The 26,329-nt window shown below is 53.9% G+C and carries 21 protein-coding genes and 1 pseudogene; 4 read left to right on the forward strand and 18 right to left on the reverse strand.

Annotated features, from left to right (window positions below):
- Nucleotides 1-219: 219 nt before the first annotated feature.
- The 5 genes from ACN0V1_RS12240 to ACN0V1_RS12260 form a co-directional block, all read right to left on the reverse strand.
- Nucleotides 220-1,431 carry an argininosuccinate synthase gene (locus tag ACN0V1_RS12240; RefSeq protein WP_417545260.1) on the reverse strand — a complete coding sequence of 404 codons (1,212 nt, stop codon included), beginning with the start codon at nucleotides 1,429-1,431 and terminating at the stop codon, nucleotides 220-222.
- Between the two features lie 208 nt (nucleotides 1,432-1,639).
- Nucleotides 1,640-2,041: a flagellar export chaperone FliS gene (gene fliS / locus ACN0V1_RS12245; RefSeq protein WP_417545261.1), complete on the reverse strand. Its 402-nt coding sequence runs from the start codon at nucleotides 2,039-2,041 to the stop codon at nucleotides 1,640-1,642.
- A 56-nt stretch (nucleotides 2,042-2,097) separates the two neighbouring features.
- Nucleotides 2,098-4,086: a flagellar filament capping protein FliD gene (fliD, locus tag ACN0V1_RS12250; RefSeq protein ID WP_417545262.1), complete on the reverse strand. Its 1,989-nt coding sequence runs from the start codon at nucleotides 4,084-4,086 to the stop codon at nucleotides 2,098-2,100.
- A gap of 299 nt (nucleotides 4,087-4,385) precedes the next feature.
- Entirely contained in the window at nucleotides 4,386-4,826 is a 441-nt protein-coding gene (locus ACN0V1_RS12255) for a flagellar protein FlaG (protein ID WP_417545263.1), read from the reverse strand.
- A 70-nt stretch (nucleotides 4,827-4,896) separates the two neighbouring features.
- Entirely contained in the window at nucleotides 4,897-6,351 is a 1,455-nt protein-coding gene (locus tag ACN0V1_RS12260) for a flagellin (RefSeq protein WP_417545264.1), read from the reverse strand.
- Nucleotides 6,352-6,830: 479 nt separating this feature from the next.
- Between ACN0V1_RS12260 and ACN0V1_RS12265 the strand changes: the two genes are divergently transcribed.
- Nucleotides 6,831-8,297, forward strand: a complete 1,467-nt coding sequence (locus tag ACN0V1_RS12265; RefSeq protein WP_417545265.1) for a flagellin — start codon at nucleotides 6,831-6,833, stop codon at nucleotides 8,295-8,297.
- Nucleotides 8,298-8,389: 92 nt separating this feature from the next.
- Here the strand turns inward: ACN0V1_RS12265 and ACN0V1_RS12270 are convergent, their stop codons facing one another.
- From ACN0V1_RS12270 to ACN0V1_RS12280, 3 genes are read right to left on the reverse strand one after another with little or no spacing between them, the layout of a single operon-like run.
- A complete protein-coding gene (locus ACN0V1_RS12270) occupies nucleotides 8,390-9,796 on the reverse strand; it encodes a plasmid pRiA4b ORF-3 family protein (protein ID WP_417545266.1) in 1,407 nt (468 codons plus the stop codon).
- A gap of 17 nt (nucleotides 9,797-9,813) precedes the next feature.
- Nucleotides 9,814-10,155: a DUF86 domain-containing protein gene (locus tag ACN0V1_RS12275; protein ID WP_417545267.1), complete on the reverse strand. Its 342-nt coding sequence runs from the start codon at nucleotides 10,153-10,155 to the stop codon at nucleotides 9,814-9,816.
- The gene (locus ACN0V1_RS12280) at nucleotides 10,145-10,468 is read right to left on the reverse strand and encodes a nucleotidyltransferase family protein (protein ID WP_417545268.1); all 324 of its coding nucleotides are present in this window, start codon (nucleotides 10,466-10,468) and stop codon (nucleotides 10,145-10,147) included. Before ACN0V1_RS12280 ends, ACN0V1_RS12275 begins: the two co-directional genes overlap by 11 nt.
- A 190-nt stretch (nucleotides 10,469-10,658) precedes the next feature.
- Between ACN0V1_RS12280 and ACN0V1_RS12285 the strand changes: the two genes are divergently transcribed.
- Entirely contained in the window at nucleotides 10,659-12,659 is a 2,001-nt protein-coding gene (locus tag ACN0V1_RS12285; RefSeq protein ID WP_417545269.1) for a hypothetical protein, read from the forward strand.
- Between the two features lie 205 nt (nucleotides 12,660-12,864).
- Here ACN0V1_RS12285 and ACN0V1_RS12290 read toward each other — a convergent pair whose 3' ends face one another.
- From ACN0V1_RS12290 to ACN0V1_RS12300, 3 genes are all read right to left on the reverse strand, one after another.
- Nucleotides 12,865-13,239, reverse strand: a complete 375-nt coding sequence (locus tag ACN0V1_RS12290; RefSeq protein WP_417545270.1) for an endonuclease domain-containing protein — start codon at nucleotides 13,237-13,239, stop codon at nucleotides 12,865-12,867.
- Between the two features lie 194 nt (nucleotides 13,240-13,433).
- Nucleotides 13,434-14,876, reverse strand: a complete 1,443-nt coding sequence (sbcB, locus tag ACN0V1_RS12295) for an exodeoxyribonuclease I (RefSeq protein WP_417545271.1) — start codon at nucleotides 14,874-14,876, stop codon at nucleotides 13,434-13,436.
- Between the two features lie 48 nt (nucleotides 14,877-14,924).
- Nucleotides 14,925-15,122 (reverse strand): hypothetical protein, encoded by a 198-nt coding sequence (locus ACN0V1_RS12300; RefSeq protein ID WP_417545272.1) that lies wholly within the window; start codon nucleotides 15,120-15,122, stop codon nucleotides 14,925-14,927.
- Between the two features lie 196 nt (nucleotides 15,123-15,318).
- On the opposite strand from ACN0V1_RS12300, the gene ACN0V1_RS12305 reads away from it, so the two are divergent.
- Together ACN0V1_RS12305 and ACN0V1_RS12310 are read left to right on the forward strand one after the other, a co-directional pair.
- On the forward strand, nucleotides 15,319-16,350 hold the full coding sequence (locus ACN0V1_RS12305) for a response regulator (RefSeq protein WP_417545273.1): 1,032 nt from the start codon (nucleotides 15,319-15,321) through the stop codon (nucleotides 16,348-16,350).
- Nucleotides 16,351-16,353: 3 nt separating this feature from the next.
- On the forward strand, nucleotides 16,354-17,316 hold the full coding sequence (locus ACN0V1_RS12310; RefSeq protein ID WP_417545274.1) for a diguanylate cyclase: 963 nt from the start codon (nucleotides 16,354-16,356) through the stop codon (nucleotides 17,314-17,316).
- A 61-nt stretch (nucleotides 17,317-17,377) separates the two neighbouring features.
- Here ACN0V1_RS12310 and ACN0V1_RS12315 read toward each other — a convergent pair whose 3' ends face one another.
- From ACN0V1_RS12315 to tnpB, 7 genes and pseudogenes are all read right to left on the reverse strand, one after another.
- A complete protein-coding gene (locus ACN0V1_RS12315) occupies nucleotides 17,378-17,749 on the reverse strand; it encodes a histone-like nucleoid-structuring protein, MvaT/MvaU family (protein WP_417545275.1) in 372 nt (123 codons plus the stop codon).
- Nucleotides 17,750-17,919: 170 nt separating this feature from the next.
- On the reverse strand, nucleotides 17,920-19,344 hold the full coding sequence (locus tag ACN0V1_RS12320; RefSeq protein ID WP_417545276.1) for an MBL fold metallo-hydrolase RNA specificity domain-containing protein: 1,425 nt from the start codon (nucleotides 19,342-19,344) through the stop codon (nucleotides 17,920-17,922).
- A gap of 28 nt (nucleotides 19,345-19,372) precedes the next feature.
- On the reverse strand, nucleotides 19,373-21,313 hold the full coding sequence (locus tag ACN0V1_RS12325; protein ID WP_417545277.1) for a polysaccharide biosynthesis protein: 1,941 nt from the start codon (nucleotides 21,311-21,313) through the stop codon (nucleotides 19,373-19,375).
- A complete protein-coding gene (locus ACN0V1_RS12330; RefSeq protein WP_417545278.1) occupies nucleotides 21,306-22,490 on the reverse strand; it encodes a DegT/DnrJ/EryC1/StrS family aminotransferase in 1,185 nt (394 codons plus the stop codon). Before ACN0V1_RS12330 ends, ACN0V1_RS12325 begins: the two co-directional genes overlap by 8 nt.
- A gap of 49 nt (nucleotides 22,491-22,539) precedes the next feature.
- Nucleotides 22,540-24,307: pseudogene (locus ACN0V1_RS12335) on the reverse strand (SLC13 family permease).
- A 92-nt stretch (nucleotides 24,308-24,399) separates the two neighbouring features.
- A complete protein-coding gene (gene tnpC / locus ACN0V1_RS12340) occupies nucleotides 24,400-25,878 on the reverse strand; it encodes an IS66 family transposase (RefSeq protein WP_417545279.1) in 1,479 nt (492 codons plus the stop codon).
- A 42-nt stretch (nucleotides 25,879-25,920) separates the two neighbouring features.
- Entirely contained in the window at nucleotides 25,921-26,196 is a 276-nt protein-coding gene (gene tnpB / locus ACN0V1_RS12345) for an IS66 family insertion sequence element accessory protein TnpB (protein WP_417545281.1), read from the reverse strand.
- Nucleotides 26,197-26,329 lie beyond the last annotated feature (133 nt).

Consider the following 26,329-nt stretch of genomic DNA (forward strand, 5'->3'; position numbering starts at 1 on the left):
ACACACATCTCGCACAGACACAGCACAGCGAACGGCCTACTCTGGCATTGTGGATTTAAGCAGTATCCCCCATGGCGGAGGAGCCGTGTTGTACCTCCGCCACCAAATGGGAAATCCATCGAACTAACGAACTTTCAGGCACTTTCGTTGTTCTTTTTCAGGCCAGCTCTTTCGCTGGCCTTTTTGTTTTTTGTGCCCACGCAAAACCTAAACCTGACCTTAAAGCTTGCGACCTTTGCCAGCGGCAATCCGCAGACGCAGAGCGTTCAGCTTGATAAAGCCTTCCGCATCTTTCTGGTCATAAGCACCGTGATCTTCTTCAAAGGTCGCGATGGTCTCATCGAACAGTGAGTCGTCAGACTTACGGCCAACCACATCCACGTTGCCCCTGTAGAGCTTCAGGCGAACCGTACCGTTCACGTATTCCTGGGTCTGATCGATCAGTGCCTGCAAAGCTTCACGCTCCGGCGACCACCAGTAGCCGTTATAAATAACCTCGGCATAACGCGGCATCAGGCTGTCTTTCAGGTGCGCCACCTCGCGATCCAGGGTGATGGATTCGATGGCACGGTGGGCACGCAGCATAATGGTGCCACCCGGGGTTTCGTAACAGCCACGGGACTTCATGCCCACATAACGGTTCTCAACGATATCCAGACGGCCAATACCGTTGGCGCCGGCAACCTTGTTCAGGTGCTCCAGAACTTCGTGCGCCTTCATTTCCAAGCCGTCAACGGCAACAATGTCACCCTTACGGTAGGTAAGCTCAATGTATGTTGGCTTGTCTGGCGCCGCTTCAGGAGACACACTCCAACGCCACATTTCTTCCTCGGCTTCCGCCCAAGGGTCTTCCAGATTCATGCCTTCGTAGGAAATATGCAGCAGGTTGGCATCCATGGAGTAAGGCGACTTGCCCTTCTTCATCTCAACCGGAATATCGCGTTCTGCACAGTAAGCCAGCAGCTTCTCACGGGAATTCAAATCCCACTCACGCCAAGGCGCAATAACCTTAACACCCGGCTTCAGTGCATAAGCACCCAGCTCAAAACGAACCTGATCGTTACCCTTGCCGGTCGCACCGTGGGAAATGGCGTCTGCGCCAGTCTGGTTGGCAATATCGATCAAACGCTTGGCAATCAGAGGACGAGCAATCGACGTACCCAGAAGGTACTCGCCTTCGTAGACGGTGTTCGCGCGGAACATCGGGAACACGTAATCGCGCACAAACTCCTCGCGCAGATCCTCGATGTAAATTTCCTTAACCCCCAACGCCTCGGCCTTCGCCCGTGCCGGCTCAACTTCCTCGCCCTGACCGATGTCGGCGGTAAAAGTGACCACCTCACAGTTATAGGTATCCTGCAACCACCGAACAATAACGGAAGTATCCAGGCCACCAGAGTAGGCCAGCACCACCTTTTTAATATCAGACATGCTTTTTGCTCCAGACTGAACAGAATGGATGTATCGAAAAGAAGGGGCATATTGTACGGGATGGTGGGTGAGTTGGCTATTGCCCCCTCTCCCCAACCCCTCTCCCGCAGGGGGCGAGGGGCTTTAACAGCACTGCTCTCAGGCTTTGGGGGCTTGCTCCCCTCTCCCCTTGCGGGAGAGGGGCTGGGGGAGAGGGGGAAGGCTCAAATCAACCAACCTGAGCCGATTGCGCTACTGCCTCTTCGCGAATCCCATCCCAGCCGCCTTTGATAGAGCGCAGCAGGTCAGCTACCTCATCCAGCTTGGCTATATCGTTCCTGGCACTGGCTTCCAGAAGCGTACGTTCCATGTAGTCATAGAGGCCTTCAAGCCGTGCAGCCAACTCACCACCTTTTTCAAAATCCAGAAAGCTTTTCAGCCCACCGATAATTTCAATCGCCTTACCAATCAGCTTGCCTTTACCGGCATAGTCCTTGGCCTGCATCCGGGCCTTGGCCATATTGATCCGCTCCAGAGCGCCGTTATAAAGCAACTGAATCAGCTTGTGGGGATCGGCATCGGTGATACTGGTCTGGGTATTTACCTGTTGGTACGCCTTTAAACCTTTCATCGTAAACCTCGTTTCTCACCGGCCACGCCGGATTATCAAAGCGTTAGCCGGAATTACTACTTGTTGAAGTTCTGAGGAGACAGCGCTTCAAGCTGCTGGGTTACATAATCCCGGGTGTTATTAAGCTGGGAAATCAGCGAATCGGCGGCACTGAACTGCTTAACCAATCGCTCGCGATAGGACTCAATACGTATATCCAGCTTAACCTGGCTTTCCTGAATCTTTTCCAGTTCGCGGTTAAGGCTACTGGTGCGGGATTCAAGCTTGCCTTCAGCACCCACAAAGCTGTTGACGAGGTCAACCGTACTTTTGCCAATACCCTGCACAAAATTGAGGGAGCCACGGTCGCCGATCTGGTCCCCCAAAACACGCACCTGCAAACCAGAAGCCGGGCCGTTATCGCTACCCAGATACAAAACTTGGCCATCGCCCTTGGCTACTTGGCCACCAATGGTGCCAGCAATATCTTGCCCATCAGTACCACCCGCTACAAAAAGGCCAAGTGCAGTACCGTTCTCCACAGACGTAACGCTAACGCTGGACTCCGCACCGTATTTACCAGAGGTAAACGTAAGCTTGTTATCGCTATCCAGCCCCACCCGCACTGCTTCACCAGAATCATTCAGGCCTGCGTTAATGCCACTATCCAGTTGCGCCTGAATATCGGCCACCAATGCCTCTCTAGAAACGCTGGCCCCTTGGGCAAGTTTCAGATTCACCGAAATGTTGCGATTAATCTCCAGTGTAAATTCGTCATTACTGTCATCTATCGTGACTGTTCCCGCTACTCCAGAATCGCCAACCAGCTTGCCCTGTGTGGCCGCTTGAGTAACGTTGATATCGTATTTACCGGCTTGGGTGTTCGTGCCACTGCGCACAAACTCCACCTGGCTGTCAGTCGCCCTTCCCTGCTCAGCAAACAACGCCGTGACATCATCCGGGTTGTTCTTTAACTGAGTTTCAAATTCTTCGCGGTCAAATTCCAAAGCACCCGTGTTGGGATCGGTGGAAATGCCCACATCGGCCAAGCTACGCACCTTGGCATTCTCCAAGCCTGGCACTACGCCGGTAAGCACTTGGCGCAACTGACCTTGAAGTGCGCGCACAGTACTATCACCAGTAAGCAAGCTGCCTACACCGGCTTCGCTGTTGAACCCTGCCAAGCTATCAATAGTAGATTGCAGCGCGTTGAACTTATCAACAAAGCCCTGAACCCGATCCGTTACGGCACCCACGTCTTGGCTGACTTTTACTGTAGAAGCACCTATGTCCTTGATGCTGAACGAAAGGCCATCAATCACATTTTCAAAACTGTTGGAGGAGCGGGTAACTTCAATGCCGTTGATTTCCATCACTGCATTGGTAGCAGCAATGGTCTCACTGAACCCTGCGCCTGTTTCCATATCGGCATTAAAAGCAAAACGAGACAGGCCAACGCCATCAAGGTTGTTGCCGTCACTATCGTTCGCCGTGATGCTCACCGCATTGGCGGTACCGGTTTCATCAGCAGAGAGAACCAACTGAAACCCACTACCCGTATCTATGACCCCCGCAGACACACCCACGCCGGCATCGTTAATAGCGTTTGCCAAGCCCTGCAGTGAATTATTACTGCTATCGATGGTGATTTCTTTGGTTCTATCCCCCACCGACAGCGTGAGTGTACCCTCGCCAACGGGAGCCGTATCGCGATCTGCAAACACATCCTTCGACGCCAGTGCCTGGGCAGTGGCCAAACTGGTTACCTCCAGACTGTAGCTGCCGCGATTGGCTTTTGTACTGTCTACGGAAACACCGATATCTTCATTAGATGAAGTGGCCGAGAACGCCTTCAAGTTGTCGGCAGAACTCAACTGGCGCATGGGCAGCCGCAGCTCAGTAATGGCACTACGCAGCTTGCCATAGGCAGACAACATAGCCTCTGACTGCTGGGTTTTCTGAGCCAGCCGGTTGTCAGTCGGTGCGCGCTCTGACGCGACCAACTGATCCACCAGATCAGACGTCAACACGCCCGACCCAATCCCCAATGATGAAATAGCTGCCATACCGATGCCTCCTTGAAGGGGCTGATCACTTTATAGTCTGTTTTAACGTATAACCCGTTTAACGGCCGCAAGCGGCAAACCTTTGCCTCATTCTATCGCCAATTTGTAACACCACGTAACAAGGCGACCCAGCTCTCGTGCTGTTTCCTCTCTCCCCTCGCGGGAGAGGGGCCAAGGGAGAGGGGGAACCCCAATTCCCAAAGCCCAAAGCCCAAAACACCGCCAGCCCCCTCACGGGAACAGCGGTGCTGAACAACCATTGCCAACATCAAACTAAAAGCGGCAATTATTTACATTTTCTAAACCTTGATGTTGAACAACGTCAGCGGTTCATCCTGCTGCAATTTCTCTGCCAACCTTAACGCCACTTCATCAGGCATCTGCCGGACAACCTCTTGGGTTTGCTGATCAACCACCCTCACGATGGTTTGCCCCGAATCGTTATCCACTTCAAATTGCAAATCCCTCTGGACATTCTGAACATAGTCGTTCAGCTGCGACACCGCTTCATTCAGCTCCTCTCGCTGCGCCTCATTTCGCTTCTGAAGCTGCTCAGCTTTCGAAACGCCCTGAGTTTGAGAAGCGGGCTGATGCGATAAAGCACGCCCAATTGATGAAGCCGCAAGCTCGGAAGCATTTCTGCCTTCGGCCTGAGATGACGACATTGCCTTGGCCGGAGCCTGAGGAGCGCCAGAGCGCACAAGCTTTAATTCCGGGTTATTCAGGTTAACGTCATTCATAGCTCACCTCACTATCCTGAGACGGCGTAAAACCGGAACCCGAAGGTTCCGGCTGATACCGCCAGGCCTATTACTGCAGGAGAGACAGAACCTGCTGCGGACGGGCGTTAGCCTGTGCGAGTACCGAGATACCGGCTTGCTGCAGTACCTGGGACTTGGCAAGTGCTGCAGTTTCCGAGGCGAAGTCAGCATCCAGAATCCGGCTGTTGGCCGCACTCAGGTTCTCAACAGAGGTGCCAAGGTTCGCAATCGTGGACTCGAAGCGGTTTTGGATGGCACCGAGTTCGCCTCGCAGGCTGTTCACAGAGTTAAGTGCCGAATCAACCGCCTTAATGGCAGAGTTTGCGTTTTCTACAGTATCGACTTTTACATCTGAAATGGTCTTATTAAGATCCAGTGCGATAACTCCTGGAGCACCAAGTTGAGCCGCATCTGTTGTACCCCCGACTTCGATAGACTCTTGAGCCTCGAGCGATATCTGACCATATGCAGTTACTGCAACGCCACCAGCTGCGACTGCGGTAGAGGTAGCGCCATTCACCATCGCAGTAATACCACCTGCAGCCGCCGCTGGCGTTGTACCAGCGTTATCAGTAAGCGTTTGCGTTACCTCTATATCCCTACCATCTGCAGCGGTGAAAACGACATCGCCATCTTTGTTTTTGCTAGCCACAACACCAGTAGCGCCTGATTCCTGGTTAACATCTGCAATCAGAGCGTCAGCGTCGATGCCTGATGTCAGGTCAGTAACGGAAACAACCGTTTCTCCATTTATTTCAAGCACAAAGGAGTCGGCGTCATCACCTGAAACAGCACCAAACGTCAAAGTCTGTTCATTTGTGGCAGTTGCGGTCAGTCCTGACACGTTAGCTTTGTTTATTGCCTCAACAACTGACTTGGCAGAACCATCCGTCGAAGCACCAACTGTAACTGTCTCACCCTGACCTACTGTAAGTTCCAAGTCACCGGTGAGGGCAGTACCAGTCACCTGCAGTTCACGAGAGGCAATAGAACCAATTTGATCGGACTTTGTTCCCTGAGTTAAATTAATGCCAATAGTCTCTCCCGCATTGGCACCTACCTGGAAAGCTTGCTGTCCAAATGTGCCATCCAAGACTTTAAGGCCGTTAAAAGCGGTTTGGGAAGAGATTCGATCGATCTCAGCAATACGCTGCTGAACTTCATCGTTCAGGGCTTGACGATCTGAGTCGCTGTTAGTCGCGTTGGCCGACTGAACCGAGAGCTCACGAATGCGCTGCAAGTTATTGGTAATCTCATCAAGGGCACCCTCAGCGGTTTGCGCCAAAGAGATGCCATCGTTGGCATTACGTTGCGCTACGTTCAGGCCAGAAATCTGGGACTGGAAGCGAGTAGAAATCGCCATGCCCGCGGCATCGTCTTTGGCCGAGTTAATGCGCAGACCAGATGACAGGCGCTGAAGAGCCTGGTCATTCATGCTCTGAGATTTGCCAAGCTGATTTTGGGCGTTCAATGAAGCGACGTTAGTGTTAATTCCAAGAGCCATAATACTTCCCCTTCGACAGAAGTCGTTCTTTCATGGATAAGGTCTGGCGTTCTCTTTTTTGGTTTGGAGCGCCGCCCTGTTACTTCACTTAACGGCATCTGATCTGGTTGCTTTAGGAAAAAAGCCAGGGATTTTGTAAAGGAATGTAAAACCACGGGAAAAGAATTTATCCAGCTGTCTTAAAACGCCTTTTACCCTTCTTCCATTAGTGAAAACAATACTTGGAGCCAACCACTCTCCTGAAAAAGCGGCAATTCGATTCCCGCCCTACCCGCCGGGAATCTGGCACCTCATGTCAAACCCCACTAAAAATCACAAAGTATTTCTTTATTTATTAGATGGTTAAGACTTAATCAGAAGAACTGGCACACACTTCGCTTAGTCTCCCTACAAACGGCCATTTAACGAATTTTTGCCGGTATGCTGCCTCAATCACCATGAGCAGCGTGACCCGGCACCTCTGAGTAGGGAGATTAGATATGCCTCAGGTCATTAATACCAACATCGCCTCGCTGAATGCCCAGCGTAACTTGAACGCCTCACAGACTCAGGCCAACACGGCACTGGAACGCCTGTCGTCTGGCCTGCGCATCAACTCGGCCAAAGACGATGCTGCTGGCCTCGCCATTTCAGAGCGGTTCCAATCCCAGATTTCCGGCCTGAACCAGGCACAGCGGAATGCCAACGATGGCATCTCGTTGGCACAAACTGCCGAAGGGGCCATGGATGAGATCACCAACAACTTGCAGCGCATTCGTGAACTGGCCGTCCAGTCGGCCAACGCCACCAACAGCATTTCTGATCGCCAGGCACTGAACCAGGAAGTTCAGCAACGCGTTGAAGAAATCAACCGTATCGCAAGCCAAACCTCGTTTAACGGGCTCAAGGTGCTGGATGGAACGTTCGGAACGCAAACTTTCCAAGTGGGAGCCAACGCTGGTGAAACAATAGGCATCAGCGGGCTCGATTCAAGAGGCAGCCAACTTGGTGCAACAATAGAAGCCACTACTGGCTTTGCATCGAAAATAATGCCTTTCCAGAATGAAACCACCGCAACGGGTCTTGATTATTCGACCGCCATTTCAGGATCGTTGAACATTAACGGCACCGATTACAGCGTTAGCACCACTGCAGGAGATGATATTACAGTCCTCGCAGGTAATATAGTGACCGCTATCGCCGGGGACTTCCCGGACATCACTGTTTCAGGGGATACTGGCACCGACACTCTGACATTCACCAACAGCTCCGGCGAAACCGTACCTGTGTCCTTTGATTTGACAGATGGCGCGGGGCCTCCAGCAGCCACGTTTACTCAAACGCTCAAATCAGAGGGCGGCTCCCTTGCTGACTATTTCAAGTCGAACCAAGAAGCTGCTGTTGATTTCACGATAAACGGAGTCTCCTTTTCTTCTGCAGACGTCAGCTCACTCAACGACCTGGTTGGTGCGATCAACGCACAAACAAACGAAACAGGCGTAAAGGCGAACCTCAATAGAACCAATAGCGAAATTGTCTTTTCATCACAGTTTGGAGGCGACATTGCTGTTCAGATCACGTCCGATCTGGACGGAGATACCAACAACGACATAGATTTCACCGGAACGTATACGGCTGCGAACAACACCGTCTCGCTCAATAGCACGGATATATCGACGCCAGACGGGGCCGACCGCGCAATGGTCACACTTGACTACGCCATCGACAAAATCAACGGCTTCCGAGCAGAACTCGGCGCCGTCCAGAACCGCTTCGAGTCCACCATCGCGAACCTGGCAACCACTGCAGAAAACCTCTCAGCCTCCAACAGCCGAATCCGCGACGCCGACTTCGCCGCCGAATCCGCCGAACTGGCCCGCACTCAGGTGCTTCAACAGGCTGGCCTCTCGGTACTGGCCCAGGCCAATGCTCGACCGCAGCAGGTCTTGCAGTTGCTACAGGGCTAAAACCAAGCATCAAAACCAAAACGGCCGGGCAATCGAACCCGGCCGTATTTATTTGTACTCCCTTGCAGCGTCATCGTCAGACCTCTCCGATATCAACTCCTAACAAACATCCCCTCAAACAACGCCGTCCGTTGCATCATTTGCAGATCATCCTCCTGAAATCCAGCATATTCCGGGCTCAGCTCTATCAGACCAAGCAGCCGGCAAAGCCGTATCATTCGGGATTCCAGCGCCCACCTCGCCTGCTGCTCCTCGCTTGCAAAGCTAACCGGGTATGCTGCGAGGGGCAACCGTGGGAAGGCTTTTAACATATCACTGAGGTAATCCTGCACGGGCAGCCACTGGCCGCCTTTTTCCGAGAGCAGCCAGAAGATAAACGGGCCTATGTATTGCACATCGTCCATGCCTTCACGGTGATCCATCCAGGCCCAATTGAATTGTGAAAGAGCCGCAGAAAGGATATCCATGTAAAAGGTCAGCCAGCCTTTTTTCTCAATGCGCTTGGCGGCGGATTTCTTGAGCAGCAGGCGGCCCTTTTCCTTTTTTGTGAAACCGGCAACTTCCATTAGCACGCGGGTGAGGTTTACGCCCAAAACATGCTCTTCCGAACGCGCTGCGCTGAAGGCCGCCATGGGGAACACAATGTCTTCTCCCCCGGCTTCTATCATTGCCTTTACATGCTTGAGTGGGAGGTTGCCTTTACCCGTCAGGCGAATGCCCTTATCGCCTATTTCCCCAATCAGCACTTTGGCCATGCGCATCACCGGGGCGGAATCCAGTTCGCGGCTTACGGCTTCGGCATCCAGCAGGGGTTTGAAGACTGAGGGGCAATTCAGTGGGCTATGCAGTAACTCATGCACCTGGTTAGGGCTAAGGCCCAGAAAGTCGCTGGCTTGCGGAGCGAAATCCGGCTCGGCTTCACTGAACAAGGCATCCCGTTCCAGAAGGTCTTCGTTGATCTGGCCCAGATCCACATACTCGGGCTCAAACCATTCGCCACCCATCCAGTCTCGCACCGCAACATGTTCCGGGTGGGCAGCATCGTCCATGGCCTCGAGAAAATCATAGAACCCCGGCAAGCCCCCGACATCTTCCGGTGGGCACTGACGTACCGCTTTTATGCACTTGGGCAGCGGGCCCGCCTGATCACCGGGCAGGATCTTTTCAAGTTTTACCTCATGCTCCCAGCTATCCCCGAAATCGTATTCATACTTCAGTTGCTGCCCTTCTTTATGCAGCACGCCGGACACAGGCACGGTGGTTTCGTCCAGAAAGTCCAGCATGCCATCAAAGTCCTCGGCCGGGTCCCCAATCAAACGGCCGTCGCCTGCCTGGAACAAATGCAGGTGCGAAGCCCGCCAGCCTATCGCCACCTGAATAATCCGGTGCAGGTCGTGAAAGGTGGTGTCTGGCTTAATCAGTAATCGCCGCCAGATAGGTGGTTGCGCTCCGGTGAGTGTCACTTTGATTTGGTATACGCTGTTGTTTGGTTTGGTCATTCAGGCTCCAAAGCAATTCAAGCACCCTCAAGAATAGCAGTAACCTGCTCAATCAGGTTTTCAAGGCTGCTCTCGATCACGCCCCATACGATCAGTGGTTCAATGGTCGCATAGCCGTGAATCAAAACATTTCGAAAGGCGATCATCTTCCGATAATCAGCAATACTCTCCGCCATATCAGAATCAGTCTTGTGCAACTTGCTCATTGCTTCGCCGATTATTTCAAACTGTCGCTCTACTGCCGACTGCAACAGCTCATCAGCCATATAGTCAGCTTCTGTTTTGGCTGCAACAAACCGTTGAACCTTTTCTGCAGCAGATTTTATATCAAACACATATTTCAAAGCCTTACGCGGCATACAAAGGCTGCCTCTCTTCCATCACAGCGCTGCGAAAATACGGGTTGGTCAGGGAGGACGCAGTAATCAAATCAACTGATCGAGAGAACATGGTCTCCAGATCCTCTTTAAGCCCAAAAAATGCCGTGGCCATGTCCTTCGCTGACAGCGTTTCGTCAAAATCCACAAGAAAGTCCAAATCGCTGGATGCATGGAATTTTCCTGTGGCAGCTGAACCAAACACAGCCAGCTGAGTTACTTTGTGTTTTTCACACAGCAGGCGGATCTCATCGTGTCGATTCCGCAACGACTGAAGCATGTCCAGATTAGGCATGTCATCCTCCCTCTTCGGGTCAAGTGATTTTGAGTCTACCCCAAGCTATTGGCAATGGAAATTGAGTCCCACCCTCCCATGAAACTGGCACACCTTTCGCAACGTTCCATGTAAAGCACAGCAAACCACCAAAAAACTGCAGGCCTTTGCCGCAACTCGCTACGTCAGCGGCAGGTAAACGAGGTATCCCATGCAAGCCAAACATCACATCCAGGAATCCCGTTCCCAACAGGCCCAGGCTGCTCGTCTGCTTCTGCAGGCCAACCTTGCCTATGGCGAGTCCAATAGCAACGGCTATAGTCACATCCAGCGCCTGAAGGCCCGACAGGAATGCCGTGGATACCTGGATCAGGTGATTGCACTTGAGCCTGGCAATGCGGTTGCCTTAGGGTTGCTCGGGCGTGTTGAGATGGACGACGGGCAACTTGAGAAAGCTCATACCCTCTTCACTGCCAGTCTCGATGCGCAACCGGGCCAGCCACAGCAATATGCGAACCTGGGATACTGGGCTCTGAAAACCGAGCGGCCCGCCTTGGCAGAGCAGCATTTCCTGCAAGCTCTGAACTGCGACCGGCAATCCGCCGCCGCTTTTTGCGGTGTCGCCCACGCCAAGCGGTTGCAGGGGCAGTTTGATGTGGCTTATCTGCATTATCGCAAGCTGCTGGAAGCCGGCGCTGAATGGGATTCTGTTTACAGCGGCATGCTCACTTGCGCTCAGCATCTGGCAATTAATAAGGTGGATAGCGACCTCGCACTGGATGCGATTGCGCTTCTGAAACATGAAGGCTTGCCTCACCAGGAAATCGGTCGTTTCCTGGGCTCTATCATCCGCCAGCAATACGATCTGGATAATCCGCAGGCGGAGATTCTTCTGGAGGCTGCCAGCGAAGATGAGCTGCTGATTTTGGCACTGCAAAAAACCCTGATGCCGGATCCAGCCGTGGAAGAGCTCGTTGTGATGCTGCGCCGCGCCATTCTGGCGGAAGTCGCCCAAACCGTTGATCTGCGCGACGAACTTCAACAACTCGCACTCGCTATCGCGCAATATACCGATCGCACGGGCTATGCGTTTGCAGCGGAGGACGATGAAGAACGGCTCGTAGCGGCCGTCAACGACAGCCTTAAAGCACAGTTTGTGATGGGTGAGGCTCAGGAAGCCTTGATCGGCTCACTGATGATCAGCGCCATGTACGGTGCCTTGTTTCATCAGGATTTTGCGGTACAGCTCGGACAATGGAACCTGGTGGACTGGCCATTGGCACTTCAGCCGGTTTTTGCCGCCAGCTATTATCACCGCGCCGAAGAAGAAGGCATCAAACAGTGCTTTGATGAGAAAGCGGAAGAGCTGTGTTTGGATAAGACGGATGTGCCGCAAGCCTGGCCTGCCTGGTCGAAGCTGGCTTATCGCGCTGAAAGCAGCCTGAAAATCCTGATGGCAACAGAGCTTGGGCTGACCACAGACAAGCTGCCAGACACCTTGCGCATCATGGTGTGTGGTGCCCAGTCCGGTCAGCGCGCCATGGAACTGGCGAGCTACCTGGCGGACGTGGAAGTTATTGCGGTGGATGAGTCCCTGGCCAACATCGCCAAAGCCACTCGAATGGCAGCCGAATCTGAAACCAGCAATATTGTGTTCTGGCCCTGGTCCATCGCCCAGCAATTTGTGGCGGATGGCCATCAAGTACATTGGGTAGAAGTCGGTCGCCTGCCCTCCCCGGCCATGACCGAACTCTCGCTGGCAGCCCTGGTGAACAGCGCTTCCGGTTCTGGTGCCATCGTGCATCTGCATACAGCCATTGCCGAGCAAACTGCCGGCGACCAGCAGATGCGCAAACTGGTTGCGGAGCATAGCCTGCAACCAACCCGCTCTACCTTGCGTCAACTTCGCCAAATGGTGTTAACAAATCGGCAGGATGCAACTTGGCAGGAACTTGCCCATGAGGATGACTTCTACAGCTTGGGCGGCTGCCGGGATCGCTGGTTCAGGCCACAGGATGAGACACAGCTGAAAGACCTGATGGCAATGGTGAGTAATGAAGTGGAATGGAAGCTGATAAAGGCCCGTGATGAGGATGGCCACAGCCTGGCTACCCGGCCCGTGCAAACGCAAATCCAGGCCGAGGCGCTCGGTAGTGAAGTGCAGAGTTTGATGGGGCAGAATTTGAGTGTCTATTTTCAAAGGCGGCGGTGATTGTGGTTTTAGCGGTGGCGCGCCCCCTCTCCCCCAGCCCTTCTCCCGCAAGGGGTGAGGGGAGCTAAACTCCAGGGCGTAAAAGCAGTGCCGTTAGCCCCTCGCCCCCGGCGGGAGAGGGGAGCTAAACTCCCCGGCGTAAAAGCAGTGCCGTTAGCCCCTCGCCCCCGGCGGGAGAGGGGTTGGGGAGAGGGGGGGGGGCAATTTAACTCCCAACACCCCGTTCCACGCCCATCCCTGCAATATCTTCCGGCACCTCCAAAGCGTCATAAATCACCGAAAGCACAACATCCGTCTGCCGCAAAATCTCATGATTCCAAAACCTGAGCACCCGGAACCCCTGCGATCTAAGCCAGGCATCTCGTTCCTTGTCACTCAGTGAATCATTATGCTGACCGCCGTCGGCTTCTACGACCACTCTTGAGCCGAAGTGCACAAAATCGACAATGTAAGGCCCAAGTGGCTGCTGACGGCGGAAACGCTTGCCGTTCAGACGGTAGGCTCGCAGGTGATACCAGAGTAACTTTTCCGCATCGGTCATATTTTGGCGGAGGTGTTTGGCGAACTGGGTTTGGTTCATTGGGCCATCCTTGGCTAGTTTTGGGCTTGATGCCTTGCGGCATGCCCCCTCTCCCCAACCCCTCTCCCGCCAGGGGAGAGGGGCCAAAACGACCCTCGAGCCTTGAGCGGTGTAGCTCCCCTCTCCCTTTACGGGAGAGGGGCCGGGGGAGAGGGTGCAGTAAAGCGGCGGCCCCGCAGAGGCCAACATCCTTATTACATATAAGGAATCAAAGATTCCCCATACAAATGCAAATCCTCCAAAATCTGCTGCTTCTGCGGCGACAACTCCGGATCACTGGCCAGCCTTTGTAACTCAAGCCCAAACGCCTCCAGAGAGAGCCAGCCTTTTTTCGGGGCCATCAGGCGCTGGCTGCGGAACTCTTCCCAGCGTTCGGCTTCCTCACTGGTCAGCGAATCCGGGTAGTTGCGGGCGCGATATCGGAACAGCAACTCCTGCAAACGTTCGTCTTTAAAATTGAACGTTTCCTCCACCAACGCTTCCGGCGGTGTCTGCAGCACGCGGTTTAGCTCACTGCGGTCCGCAGGCGAAATAAAGCCGCCGGCGTAGAGTTGTTCGTCAGGATCCGTCAGGTTGCCTTCGTGGGGTTGGTTGAACGCTTCGGCGATTCTCTCCGGCAAACCCGGGGCTTTTCTCAACAACGCGAGATTGGCGCGGAGCGTTTCGCCATTCAGTTCCAGTTCTGCCAATCGCTCAGCAGAGAGCGTGGTCAGCATATTCGCGGGGGCCAGCACTGGGCATTTGTTTAACTGCACACTTTTTAGCGGGAATCGTTTCGTATCTCCCAACTGCGCCTGAGAAGTAAATACCCGCTCACGAATCTGTTCAGGTGTGGCGTTGATCAGCTCACTCGGGTCTTCCCGCAGGTCGTAAACAATCACCAGGTTCTTGTTCGTAGGGTGGTCAGCGAGCGGTGCGACCATAGCGCAGCAGCCACGAGTGGCCGGGTATTTGGCGGAGATGTGGAATACCGGCTTCATGGCTGCCGTATCCAGCATGCTGCGGGCGGAGTGCTTGTCTTTGTTGTTCAGAACAAAATCAAACAACTTCGGCTGTTTTTCCTTGATCAGCTTCGCAACGGCAAGGGTGGCTTCCACATCCGACATGGCATCGTGGGCGGCTTCGTGGGCAATGCCATTGGCGGCGGTCAGTGCTTCCAGCTTGAAGCTGGGGCTACCATCTTCCTTGCGCGGCCAGTTGATGCCCTCGGGCCGAAGAGCGTAGGTCAGCCGCACCATATCGATAATATCCCAGCGGGAGTTACCGTTCTGCCATTCCCGGGCATAAGGGTCGCGCAGGTTGCGGTAGAGAGTGTGGCGAGTTACTTCATCATCAAAACGCAGGCTGTTGTAGCCCACCACGCAGGTGCCCGGCTGGCTGAACGCCTCGTTAATCTGAGCGATAAACTCCGTTTCCGCGAAGCCCTCTTCCATGGCTTTCTGAGGTGTGATTCCAGTAATCAGGCAAGCTTCCGGTGATGGCAGGTAGTCATCCGTGGGTTTGCAGTAAATAACCAGCGGCTCTTCAATAATATTCAGATCCGCATCGGTTCGCACACCGGCAAACTGAGAGGGGCGGTCGTGAACAGGGTCTACGCCAAAGGTTTCGTAATCGTGCCAGTAAAACGAGCGAATCAAGGGAAGACTCCTGCCTTGTGAATCATTAGATTCAGGAGTCTAACAAAATCAAAACAGCTTGGTACCCATATCCGTCCGGTGAGTCTGCAAGCGTGGTACCCCCTGGTTAACCAGCGTATTCATATCGACCGTCATGTTGGTGGGTAAATTAATGAATACGCCCTTACCGGCATTAATCACATTTGCGCCATTCGGGCTGTTCCATTCAACGCCTTCGCGCAGGCAGCCTATGCTTGTAATCCTCATTGTTTTTAGTTTGCAACGTACTCACTATAGCGGAGACAACACAAACTATAGAGTGAGCCCAGTCACAAACGCGGATAACAAACCGTTACAATCCACCAACATTGATGCAGCTCAACTAACGTGTCGTTTTCGTATACATATTTGAGCACGCTGTTATACTCAACGAAACGCCACTCAATCCTTCCTGGCCACAGTCATGACCACCCGCATACTCATCTGCGACGATTCCGCGCTTGCCAGAAAACAGATGGCCAGAGCCCTGCCCGCAGGTCTTGCAGACACCATTCTGTTTGCCAATAACGGCGTGGAAGCTCTCGAAGAACTGCGCGCGCGCGAAGCAGATCTGATGTTCCTCGACCTCAACATGCCAGAGATGGACGGCTACGAGGTTCTGGAGCATGTACTGGCCGAAGATCTACCCATAATGACCATCGTGGTGTCCGGCGACATACAGCCAGAAGCCCGGGAACGGGTGCGTAAACTCGGCGCAATCGATTTTATAAAAAAGCCCACAGACCTGGCCGTAGTGCTCAGCCTGCTTGCCGAATACGGCTTTTACCGCCCCGGCGATCTTGAAAGCGCAGCTCTGAGCGATAATGAACTCAACCCTGGCAACGAATCCCAGGTACAGGAAATCTCGGTTTCACTGAACGATTACCTGCAGGAAATCTCCAACATCGCCATGGGGCGTTCATCCGATCTGCTTGCCCGGTTGTTGCGGGTATTTGTGAAACAGCCCATCCCGAAAGTCGCCTTTATTGCCAATTCCGAACTCCATATGGCCATCTCGGCCGCGCACGACAGTGATACCTACTCTGCCGTGTGCCAGGGATTCACCGGTGCGGGTATTGCCGGCGAGGCCTTGTTGCTGTTTGCGGACGCCAGCTTCCGGGAGATGGCCGAGCTTCTCCACTACGAGACGCTCGAGGGTGAATCCGTAAACGTGGAAGTGCTGATGGATATGTCCAGCATACTATTCGGAGCCTTCCTTAAAGGCATTGGCGATCAGCTAGACCTGAAGCTCGGCCTTGGCCATCCCAGCGTATTGGGCCAGCATCGGCAGATCACAGAGCTTCTCGAGCATCACAATTCCCGCGAAGAACAACTTCTGTGCATTGAAATCAGCTACACGCTGGAGGATAGGAATATACAGTGCGACATGCTGGTGCTGCTCACTGAAGATTCGGTGCCCTTTCTTGAACAACGTCTTCAATACCTGGCGGACTGAATCATGGTCATAAACGAACTTGAAGTTCAATCCTTCCACTGGCTGGTGGATATGCTGGAATCCGTAGAGGTTGGCCTGGTGGTGCTGGATCTGGAGTTCCGGGTACAGGCGTGGAATGGGTTCATGGAGAACCACAGTGGTATCACTGCCAGCAAAATCCGCAACCGCGTACTGTTCGAGTTATTCCCTGATATTCCCGAAGCCTGGCTTACCCGCAAAGTGGATGCCGTAGCATTACTGAACACCCGGGCTTTCACCTCCTGGGAGCAACGGCCCTACCTGTTCCGATTCCGTAACACCCGTCCCATTACCGGAACAGAAAACCATATGTTCCAGAATCTCACCATCAGCCCGCTGTCGGGTAGTACCGGGCAGGTGGAGAAGGTGTGTCTCATGGTGTATGACGTCACCGATGTCGCCACTGGCAAACGCGCACTGGAGCGAGCCAACCAGCAACTCGCAGAACTCAGCATGACCGATCAGCTAACGGGCCTGTTGAACAGAGGCACCTGGGAGAATCTGGTGGACGCGGAGTTCGAACGGTATCGCCGTTATAGCCAGGCCACCAGCCTGGTAATGCTTGACATCGACTTCTTCAAAAAAGTGAACGATAGCTACGGCCATCTGGCGGGTGATGAAGTAATCAAACATACCGCTACAACAGCTAAAAGCATTTTACGGCAGTCAGACAGCATTGGCCGTTATGGCGGCGAAGAATTCGGGGTAGTATTACCGGAAACCGATGCCGAAGGAGCTCGCGTAATATGTGAGCGCATACGGGAAAGCATAGAGCATAGCATGGTCCCGACTAGCGTTGCGCCCATTCGTTATACGGTGAGTCTGGGCATTGCACAACTAAGTGACACCGGTAAAAGTTATATGAAATGGATGCAACAGGCAGACGAAGCTTTGTATGCCGCAAAGAAAGGCGGGAGGAATCGCGTCATCATTTTTGAACAGCCTTGATTCAAACAAAAAAGAGGCCGAATGATGTATTCATCCGGCCTCTTTTTAAATATTCAGCTGATCAGTCTTGCTGCCAGCTCTGTACCGCTTCCTTGCCGTGCTTTTCACGCCACTCGTTCAGAACCTTATGGTTACCGCCGCGGGTTTTAACCACTTCACCGGTATTCGGGTTCTTATAGGTTTTCATCGGGCGCTTGGCGCGGGTGCCAGCGGTGCTGCCTTCCGCTTTGGCTCCGGCAATGGAGGGGTCAATAGCGGCCAGAATCTGAAGTACATGCTTCGGAGACTTGTCGTACTCCTTCATCAGCTCGCGAATGCTGTTCTCAAACGCCAGTTCGCGCTTCAGAGACTGATCCTGTTCCAGTTGATTAATCTCGTCTGCAAGCTTTTCCATAAGCTGCTTCTTCTGGTAATAATCATTAATCTTTGCCATCGAATTAAAACCTTATCTTTTCTGTGGGTTCTAAAACCTAAACCGCGCTTATGAACTCATCGGCTCAAGGACTTTCTTAAATCCTTGAAGATAATAAGCCATCAGATTATATATGGCAAAGATTATTAATTTAACAGTCTTTAACTAAGCGAAAGAACGGATTAAATACCTTATTGATTGGGTATGAGCACACTCGGATAATGCATCTCAACAAGTCGCTGTTTAAACGCCAGCTTTGCAGATTCATCCCCATGCACAATACGAATCTCAGAGGGCTTTTTTGGAATACCTTCGATAAAACGGAGCAAGTCTGACTGCCCTGCATGGGCAGAGTAACCACCCGCCTGATGCACTTTGGCACGTATATCAAACCGTTCACCATCCAGCTCTACCCAGCCTCCCCGCGGACCATACGTGAGAATATCCCGCCCCGGTGTACCAGCCGCCTGATAGCCTACAAACAAAACATCGTTTCTGGCTTCACCAAGCATCGCTTTAAGGTAATTAACCACCCTGCCCCCGGCACACATACCAGACCCTGCCAGCACCACACAGGGCCGGTGAGAGTGGGCCAGATACTCCACCGCGTTCAGGTGATCCGCATGAGCATCAATTACTGTTAACTGCTCAAACGAGAGCGGGTGGCGACCCTGCCGAACCAGCTCGGTCGCCTCTGCATTCCAGAACGGCTTCAGCTTGCGGTAGATGCCTGTGAACTCCGCCGCCAGGGGCGAATCCACCACAATCTCCAGATCATCCCAAACCAGGCCCTCCGCGACAGAATCGTTTCGGAACTCGTATATCAAGCCTTCAATCTCGTACAACAGCTCCTGAGTGCGCCCGATACTGAACGCCGGAATCAACAACGTGCCGCCATCCGCCAAGGCCCGCTCCAGAATGGCTTTCAAGCGATAGCGCCGCGTTTCCCGGCTTTCATGGTCCTTGTCGCCATAGGTGCTTTCAATAACCAGGCGATCCGCCCGTTCCGGAGACGACGGCTCCTGCAACAAAGGCGCATGAGGCGCACCCAGATCACCACTGAACACAACGCGCTCGCGCTCATCTCCGGAAACTGCATCACACTCCACGTAAGCCGAGCCCAGAATATGCCCCGCGCGCTGAAAGCGAACGGAGAGAGAGGCGCCCGGCTCCGCAAACACCTCATGCCACTGCCCGTAAGGCACAGGTACAAGCCGGGAACGGATCAGCCCGAGCACCCGCTCAATTAACGCCCGGTCCCGGGTAAAACCGATCTTCAGGACATCTTCCAGAATTTCGGGCAACATAATGGCGGAGGGTTCCGAGCAGATAATCGGCCCCTCAAACCCCGCCGCCAACAAATAGGGAATACGGCCAACGTGATCAATGTGCACGTGAGTGACGACCAGGGCACGGATATGCTCAATAGGAAAATCAACGGAGAGATCGGAAGCGCTGGCGCCATCGCCTTTTTCCTGCCCCTGGAACAGGCCGCAGTCAATAAGGATGCCGGCTGAGGAAGATTCGAAGGTGGGAGCCGACCCAAGATCAAGAGTCAGCTCGTGGCAGGAGCCAGTGACACCGGAAGTGGCGCCGTGGTGGGATAGTTTTATCATGCTCAACAGTCCTTGTTGTCAGCTTAAATCAAACAGGAAGGCGGTGTATTTTCCCCGTGCTCTCGTTCGCGACCGTCAGATCATGGCCGCCATTGCACCACACAAGATCGGCCACACTGCCATTCGGCGTGAAGCCTGTGGGCGCGCTTTTCAGGGTTTCAACAATCTGGCTACAATCGAATTCCTGGCTAGCCCGCAAAAGCTTGCTTAACACCAACTCCAGATCATCCCAAGCCATAGACACTTCCCGCGCCATCATAATACGAGGATGAGACGTGCCCTGAGGGTCATCACCAATCAACAACTCCTCAAACAGCTTTTCACCTGGTCGCAACCCCGTGAAGACCACCTCAATGTCACCTTCCGGTTGATCCGGTGTTTTTTCCACAAGCCCCATCAGATGAATCATCTTGCGAGCCAGGTCGGCAATCTTCACCGGCTCACCCATATCCAACACAAATACCTCGCCACCGCAGCCCATACTCCCGGCCTGCAGCACCAACTGACTGGCTTCCGGAATGGTCATGAAATACCGAATGATATCCTGATGGGTAACGGTAATCGGCCCACCATCGCGAATCTGATCACGAAACAGAGGCACTACCGAGCCGGAGGAGCCCAGTACGTTGCCAAACCGGACCATCGAGAAAATCGTTTTGCTCTGCCGCTGTGCCAAACCCTGCAGAACCAGCTCCGCCATTCGCTTGCTGGCACCCATAACGTTGGTGGGGCGAACGGCTTTATCGGTAGAAATCAGAACAAACCGCTCAACCCCGGCTGTAATAGCCGCCTCTGCCGCGTGCAGCGTGCCAAACACGTTGTTCTGAACGCCTTCAATCACATTGTGCTCAACCAGCGGTACATGTTTGTAAGCAGCGGCATGGTAAACGGTTTCAATACCAAAACTGCGCATCACCATCTCACACCGGCGACGATGAACCACGCTCCCAAGAAGGGGATGGATTTCCACACCCAGCCCGTCAACCCGATTAATGGCCTGCAGCTCCCGTTCAATGGCGTACAGGGAATACTCGGATTGCTCAAACAGCACCAGAACCCGGGGGCGGTGATGAATGATCTGCCGGCAAAGCTCCGAACCAATGGACCCACCGGCACCCGTTACCATCACCACCTTGTTATACAGGCTGGTCGCAACCTGAGCGTTATCCGGCCGCACCGGGTCCCGGCCTAACAGGTCTTCGATTTCCAGATCACGGATATCGTTAATCCGCGCCTGCCCGGCTACCAGTTCCGACATGGAAGGAACCGTCTGAACCGGCAAAGTCAAAGCCTCCAGGCGGTTCAGCAGCTGCCGACGATCAATCTGGTTCTCGGCATCCAACGCCAACAGCAAGCGCTTTACCCCATGATTGCGGACGGCCTCCTCAAGATTGCTCAGAGCAACCACGGGCACTCCGGCAATAAGGGCTTTGTGGTTGGCGTCCAGCAAACCAATGAACACCACAGGGTGGTATTCCGTACCCTGCTGCAACGCCTTGGCCAACTGGGCGCCGGTCTCACCCGCACCCACAATTGCTACCCACTCTTTGCCGCGGTTAGAGGTGTGATGCACCAGCATGCGCACGCTCATTCGGCTGCCGCCGACGAAAATGAACGCAAGGGCCGCGTAGATGACTGGGACAGAGCGAGGGACCTGAACCTGGAGGCTGTAGCCAAGAACGATCAGTAACAGAGCGGAAGCGCCGACGCCCATGATGATGGTCAGGAAGGCTCGGTCGCTCATGTAGCGAACCACTGCACGGTAGAGGCCGAGGCGAACAAAAACGCCGAGAGTAAAAACAACGGTAAGCGCTGTAACTAAAAGCTGGCCCTGATTGGGCAACCAAAGGCTCTGCTCCAGACGCAACGCAAACGAAGCCCAAAGGGCAAAAGAAAGGGCTATCGTGTCTACCAGAACAGAAACGAGACGTTTATGAAAACGCGATAGCTTCAAAAAGGATTTAAACATCCACAGGCACCGCTTGTTTCATAATGCTCGCCAATACATCACAAGTTTTATCAATTTCTTTTTCTGTCAACGTCGGGTGAACTAAAAACATCAAACTGGTCTCTCCCAGTTCGTGAGCAACAGGCAACGGTGTTTCCGGTCGCCAATCTGTCCCATCAAATGCTTTCTCAAGATACACTTCTGAGCAGGAACCCGAGAAGCAGGGAACACCTGCCTCTACAACTGCATTTTGAATGCGATCACGGCTCCAACCCTCTGCCAATCTATTCGGCTCAACAAATACATAGCACTTGTAGGCGGCATGTTCGATATCTGCAGGCATCTCCGGTACTCGCAAGCCCGGCAAGTTACGGGCACAATCCCAGATGGCAGTGGCGTTTCTTTGTCGCGCTTTCCTCCACTCAGGCATGCGGGCAAGCTGAATACGCCCTATGACACCCTGCATTTCAGTCATGCGCCAGTTGGTTCCAAAGCTTTCGTGCAACCAGCGGAACCCTGGTGGGTGTTGGCGCTCATAAACAGCGCTCCAGCTCTTACCATGATCTTTATACGACCACATACGTGACCACAAGTTACGATCCTTACAGGTAACGGCACCACCCTCGCCTCCGGTGGTCATAATCTTGTCCTGGCAGAACGACCAACATCCCACATGGCCGATAGAGCCCACAGCGCGCCCCTTGTACGTGGCACCGTGGGCCTGGGCACAGTCTTCAATCACAAAAAGGTCATGCTCCTTGGCCAAATCCATGATCGGATCCATGTCACAGGGCCAGCCGGCCAGGTGCACACAAATCACTGCGCGGGTGCGTTCAGTGAGCACCGCAGCAACGGTTTCCGCCGTAATGTTCTGTGAATCCGCATCCACCTCCGCAAATACCGGCACTGCACCCGCCGTTACAATGCTGGAGACAGAGGCCAGGAAGGTGCGGGGCGTAACCACCACCTCATCACCGGGGCCAAGGTTCAGTCCTTTCAGGGCCAGGTCCAGCGCCAGAGTGCCGTTTGCCAGAGCGATGGCGTATTCAGAGTCCGCAAACTCAGCAAATTCACGTTCAAACTCACGGCACTCCTGCCCAGTCCAGTAATTGACCTTGTTGGAAAGCAGAACATCGGAAACAGCGCGAGCCTCTTCTTCGGTGAAGGAAGGCCAGGGGGAGAAAGGTCCGTTTAGCATGGTTACTCTGTTTTGTTTAGGTTTTGGAAAGGGTGCTCGACTCAAAAGCTTAAAACTTCCACACCTGAGGTATCAAACTAATGGCTACGCACCCCACGAGCAGCGACAGCGGCGCGCCTATACTCACGTAGTCCGTAAACCGGTACCGGCCGGGGCCATAGACCATAAGGTTCGTTTGATACCCTATCGGCGTGATAAAAGAGGCAGAGGCGGAGAACATTACAGTTACGGCCGAAAGGCAAAAAGCTCACACCCAGTTGCTCGGAAACGGCCAAGGCTATCGGAAACATCAACACAGCCGCGGCATTGTTGGTGATGACCTCGGTAAACATGGCGGTCAGCACATACACCATCGCCAGGGCAACCCAGGGGGTTAGCGGGCCAAAGCCGAGCAAGCCACCCGCCACCCACTGAGCGGCGCCGGTCTCAATCATAACGTTGCCTAGCGCAAAGGAAGATGCGATCACCACCAGCACCGGCAAGTCCACGCTCCGTCGAGCGCGACTGGCGGTGAGGCAACCAGATACAATCATAGCACCAGCCGCCAAAAATGCGGCTTCAAGAATCGAAAGCAGCCCGGATGCACTCAGCAGCACCATCACTGCCAGAATACCCAGCGCCCTCGGCCCCTTGCGAAAATCCGGTGGGGTAGAATCGTTCAAGGCACTGACCAGTAGAAAGTCCCGGCGAAAGCGGTATTGCTCTGCGAACTGGTGACTGCCTTCCAACAACAGGGTATCGCCCATGCGGAAGGTGATATCCCCCAGCTTCCCCGGCGCCCGCTTGCCCTCTCGCGATACAGAAAAAATTACCGCATTAAAACGAGTACGAAAGCGGCTGTCACGAATGGTTTTATTCAATGCGGGGAATTCCGGCCCCAGCACCACCTCCACCAAGCAGCGCTGGTGATTTTGAATTTCCAGCTTGTACACACTGCCATTGGCCGATTTCAGGCCCTGAATACGGCGTAGCTCGCTGGCACATTCCGGTGCACCCACAAAATACAGCTTGTCTCCGGCCTGCAGGGTTCGGTCCGGTTCTACGGCTGTAATCAGCTGGCCATCACGGTCAATTTCGGTCAGGTAACCGTAGGTCAATGCCCGCAAGCCGGCTTCGGCAATAGTCTTGCCCACCAACGGGCCGGGGCTCATTACCTCCACCTCGACCCCGTATTCCCGAACCTGGTTCAATTCTTCGGTTAAACTTCCCCGGTCGGGCAACAACCGGTGGCCGACCAGCACCAGGAAGGCACCGCCAATCACCAGCAGTGGAATACCCACCCAGGCGAGCTCAAACAACCCCAGATGAATCCCCAAACGACTCTGCAGCATGCCGTCCACCACCAGGTTGGTGGAGGTTCCAATCAAAGTGCAGGTGCCTCCCAAAATGGCGGCATAACTCAGCGGTAGCAGCAGTTTGGATGCGGGAATGCCGAGTCGCTGGGCCCAGTCCTGAATGGCAGGAATGAACATAGCCACCACCGCCGTGTTGTTCATAAACCCGCTCAGCACACCGGTAGGCACAATCATCCGCAACTGGGCCCCGCGCTGGGTTTTCGGATGGCCCAGCAGAAACCGCGCAATCCACTGCACAGCGCCCGTTTCCTTCAAGCCGGCAGCCACCACGTACAAAGTAGCAATGGTGATCACTCCCGGATTAGCAAAACCCGAAAGCGCATCGGTCGGCCCCAGCACCCCGCTCACCAACAACAACGCCAACGCAGCCATCAGCAACAAATCCGCCGAAACCCGCGTAAGCGCCAGCGTTGCCAGCACTCCGACCAATGTGGTCAGCGTTAAAACAGCCTGCCATTCCATGCAATCAAGCCCAGATTGGGGGCAGACCCCATTATTTGATCAAGTCGTTGTTAACCAGAAAATCTATGAGGGCGCTGTACGCGCTCCACGAACTACACCGGGATAGTGTCGCCCTGATTCCAGGGCAGCAATCGGTCGAGTTCATCGTCGGTCTTCGACGATGGCAGTTTGGTGAGCACTTCCACCAGATAACTGTAGGGTTCAATGCCATTGGCTCGGGCGGTTTCGATCAGGCTGTAGAGTTTGGCACTGGCGTGGGCCCCTTTCGGCGTCTGGCTAAAGAGCCAGTTTTTGCGACCAATGACGAACGGACGTATGGCATTTTCCGCCGGGTTGTTATCCAACGGGATCCGGCCATCCGTCAGGAAGACGGTCAACTTGGGCCACTGCCGATTCAGATAGATCAGCGCTTTGCCAATGGCCGTTTTCGGCGGCACCTGATTCAGGGATTTCGTTAACCAGGCTTCCAGTTTCTTGATGATTGGACGGCTTTGAGTTTCCCGCAAGGTCAGCCTTTCCTCAGCCGTCACCTGCTTGGCCTTTTTCTCAACGGCATACAGGTTGCGGATCAGACTCAAGGCCTGGTCGGCACGGCCGACCTTGCCTTTGGGCTGCACTTTCTGGGCTTCCACGAATTTGCGGCGGGCGTGCGCCCAGCAACCTACATGGGTTAGCTGATTGGTGCGAACCACTTGCTGCTCTGGTGGCCCACCTCGTTGTACCCACATGTAAGAAGGACTGCCGGCCTTGCGATTCGGCTCCGTATTCACTTGCAGTGTGGTTCCATCCATGTGGAGGACGGCACTGGATTGCAGGTGGTGTCGGCATCGCTCAATGAGTGGCTCGATCAATTCACTGGTCTGGATCATCCAGAGGGCCAGAGTGTTTCTGGGTAGATCGATGCCCAGCCGCTTGAACGCTCGTTCTTGTCGGTAAAGCGGCAGTGCGTCCACGTATTTGGCAATGACAGAGTAAGCCAAGAGATTGGGGCTTGCGTTGCTCTTGGGCAAGGGTTGCGGCGGCATGAGTGCGGTGACGACACCGTCTTCGCAGGTCTTGCAGGCATACTTGCGCCGGATGTAACGGATCACTTGGATCTTGGCTGGGATGATGTCCAGCTGTTCGCTGACCTCTTCACCGATACAGACCAATTCGGTACCGTCGTTATGGCAGTGCTTTTGATCGTCAGCTACGTCGTGGATGATATCCACTCGTGGTAGCTCTGCCGGCAACGCCAGACGGCCACCGCGGGTGCGAGGCTTGGCCGATGCTGGCTTGGCTGGTGTTTCCGTTTTGTCTTCCGGAGCGTCGTCACTATCTGACGCCGGCTCGCTCTCTACCAGTGCTTCGGCCTCGTCGAAGAACAGGTCTTCCTGGGGTATTTTGTACTTCTCCGTGGAAGGCCCAAAACGATTTTCGATCAGCAGGCGAAGTTGTTCGAACAGTTCCCGCTTGGCCGCTTCCAGAGAGTTGTTCTTCCGCTCCAAGCGAGCGATGTCCGTTGCCTGGGCGCGTAGCTTTTGCTCCTGTTCGGCAATGATTTTTTGTGGGTCAGAAACGGCGTTTTGCATGGAGGCATTATACCAAAAGGTCTACAAATCAACACTTTAAAATCACCCAGCGGAATCAAAAAACAAGGATTTATGAGGTTGCATTCGGGCAATGTCGTAGCCGTCCAGCAGCCAATTCAACTGCTGGCCCGACAGGATCATAACCTCCTCACCCACCATGTCTGGCCACTTGAATCGCTCCCGCTCCAGGCGCTTGTACCAGAGTACAAAGCCGTTCCGTTCCCAGGCCAGGATCTTGACCTTGTCGCGCTGACGATTGCAGAACACGAAGACCGCTTCGTCGAACGGGTTCAGTTCCATCGCTTCCTGAACCAGCAGTGTAAGCGTTCATTCCACGACGTAGTGGACTTACTTCACATCACGAAGTGGGCGTAGTAGTCCCGGCGAGATCTTGTACTGTTTCTTGCCATCGTCACCCAGCACGATCACACTTTTGCGGTTGATCTTGGTA

Origin of the sequence: Marinobacter sp., assembly GCF_048266785.1 — a bacterium.
Lineage (GTDB): Bacteria > Pseudomonadota > Gammaproteobacteria > Pseudomonadales > Oleiphilaceae > Marinobacter.

Bases quoted from the DNA above. Each gene is read 5' to 3' on its own strand.
- ACN0V1_RS12240 (WP_417545260.1), bottom strand. From the start codon at position 1,431: ATGTCTGATATTAAAAAGGTGGTGCTGGCCTACTCTGGTGGCCTGGAT.
- fliS (WP_417545261.1), bottom strand. From the start codon at position 2,041: ATGAAAGGTTTAAAGGCGTACCAACAGGTAAATACCCAGACCAGTATC.
- fliD (WP_417545262.1), bottom strand. From the start codon at position 4,086: ATGGCAGCTATTTCATCATTGGGGATTGGGTCGGGCGTGTTGACGTCT.
- ACN0V1_RS12255 (WP_417545263.1), bottom strand. From the start codon at position 4,826: ATGAATGACGTTAACCTGAATAACCCGGAATTAAAGCTTGTGCGCTCT.
- ACN0V1_RS12260 (WP_417545264.1), bottom strand. From the start codon at position 6,351: ATGGCTCTTGGAATTAACACTAACGTCGCTTCATTGAACGCCCAAAAT.
- ACN0V1_RS12265 (WP_417545265.1), top strand. From the start codon at position 6,831: ATGCCTCAGGTCATTAATACCAACATCGCCTCGCTGAATGCCCAGCGT.
- ACN0V1_RS12270 (WP_417545266.1), bottom strand. From the start codon at position 9,796: ATGACCAAACCAAACAACAGCGTATACCAAATCAAAGTGACACTCACC.
- ACN0V1_RS12275 (WP_417545267.1), bottom strand. From the start codon at position 10,155: ATGCCGCGTAAGGCTTTGAAATATGTGTTTGATATAAAATCTGCTGCA.
- ACN0V1_RS12280 (WP_417545268.1), bottom strand. From the start codon at position 10,468: ATGCCTAATCTGGACATGCTTCAGTCGTTGCGGAATCGACACGATGAG.
- ACN0V1_RS12285 (WP_417545269.1), top strand. From the start codon at position 10,659: ATGCAAGCCAAACATCACATCCAGGAATCCCGTTCCCAACAGGCCCAG.
- ACN0V1_RS12290 (WP_417545270.1), bottom strand. From the start codon at position 13,239: ATGAACCAAACCCAGTTCGCCAAACACCTCCGCCAAAATATGACCGAT.
- ACN0V1_RS12300 (WP_417545272.1), bottom strand. From the start codon at position 15,122: ATGAGGATTACAAGCATAGGCTGCCTGCGCGAAGGCGTTGAATGGAAC.
- ACN0V1_RS12305 (WP_417545273.1), top strand. From the start codon at position 15,319: ATGACCACCCGCATACTCATCTGCGACGATTCCGCGCTTGCCAGAAAA.
- ACN0V1_RS12310 (WP_417545274.1), top strand. From the start codon at position 16,354: ATGGTCATAAACGAACTTGAAGTTCAATCCTTCCACTGGCTGGTGGAT.
- ACN0V1_RS12315 (WP_417545275.1), bottom strand. From the start codon at position 17,749: ATGGCAAAGATTAATGATTATTACCAGAAGAAGCAGCTTATGGAAAAG.
- ACN0V1_RS12320 (WP_417545276.1), bottom strand. From the start codon at position 19,344: ATGATAAAACTATCCCACCACGGCGCCACTTCCGGTGTCACTGGCTCC.
- ACN0V1_RS12325 (WP_417545277.1), bottom strand. From the start codon at position 21,313: ATGTTTAAATCCTTTTTGAAGCTATCGCGTTTTCATAAACGTCTCGTT.
- ACN0V1_RS12330 (WP_417545278.1), bottom strand. From the start codon at position 22,490: ATGCTAAACGGACCTTTCTCCCCCTGGCCTTCCTTCACCGAAGAAGAG.
- tnpC (WP_417545279.1), bottom strand. From the start codon at position 25,878: ATGCAAAACGCCGTTTCTGACCCACAAAAAATCATTGCCGAACAGGAG.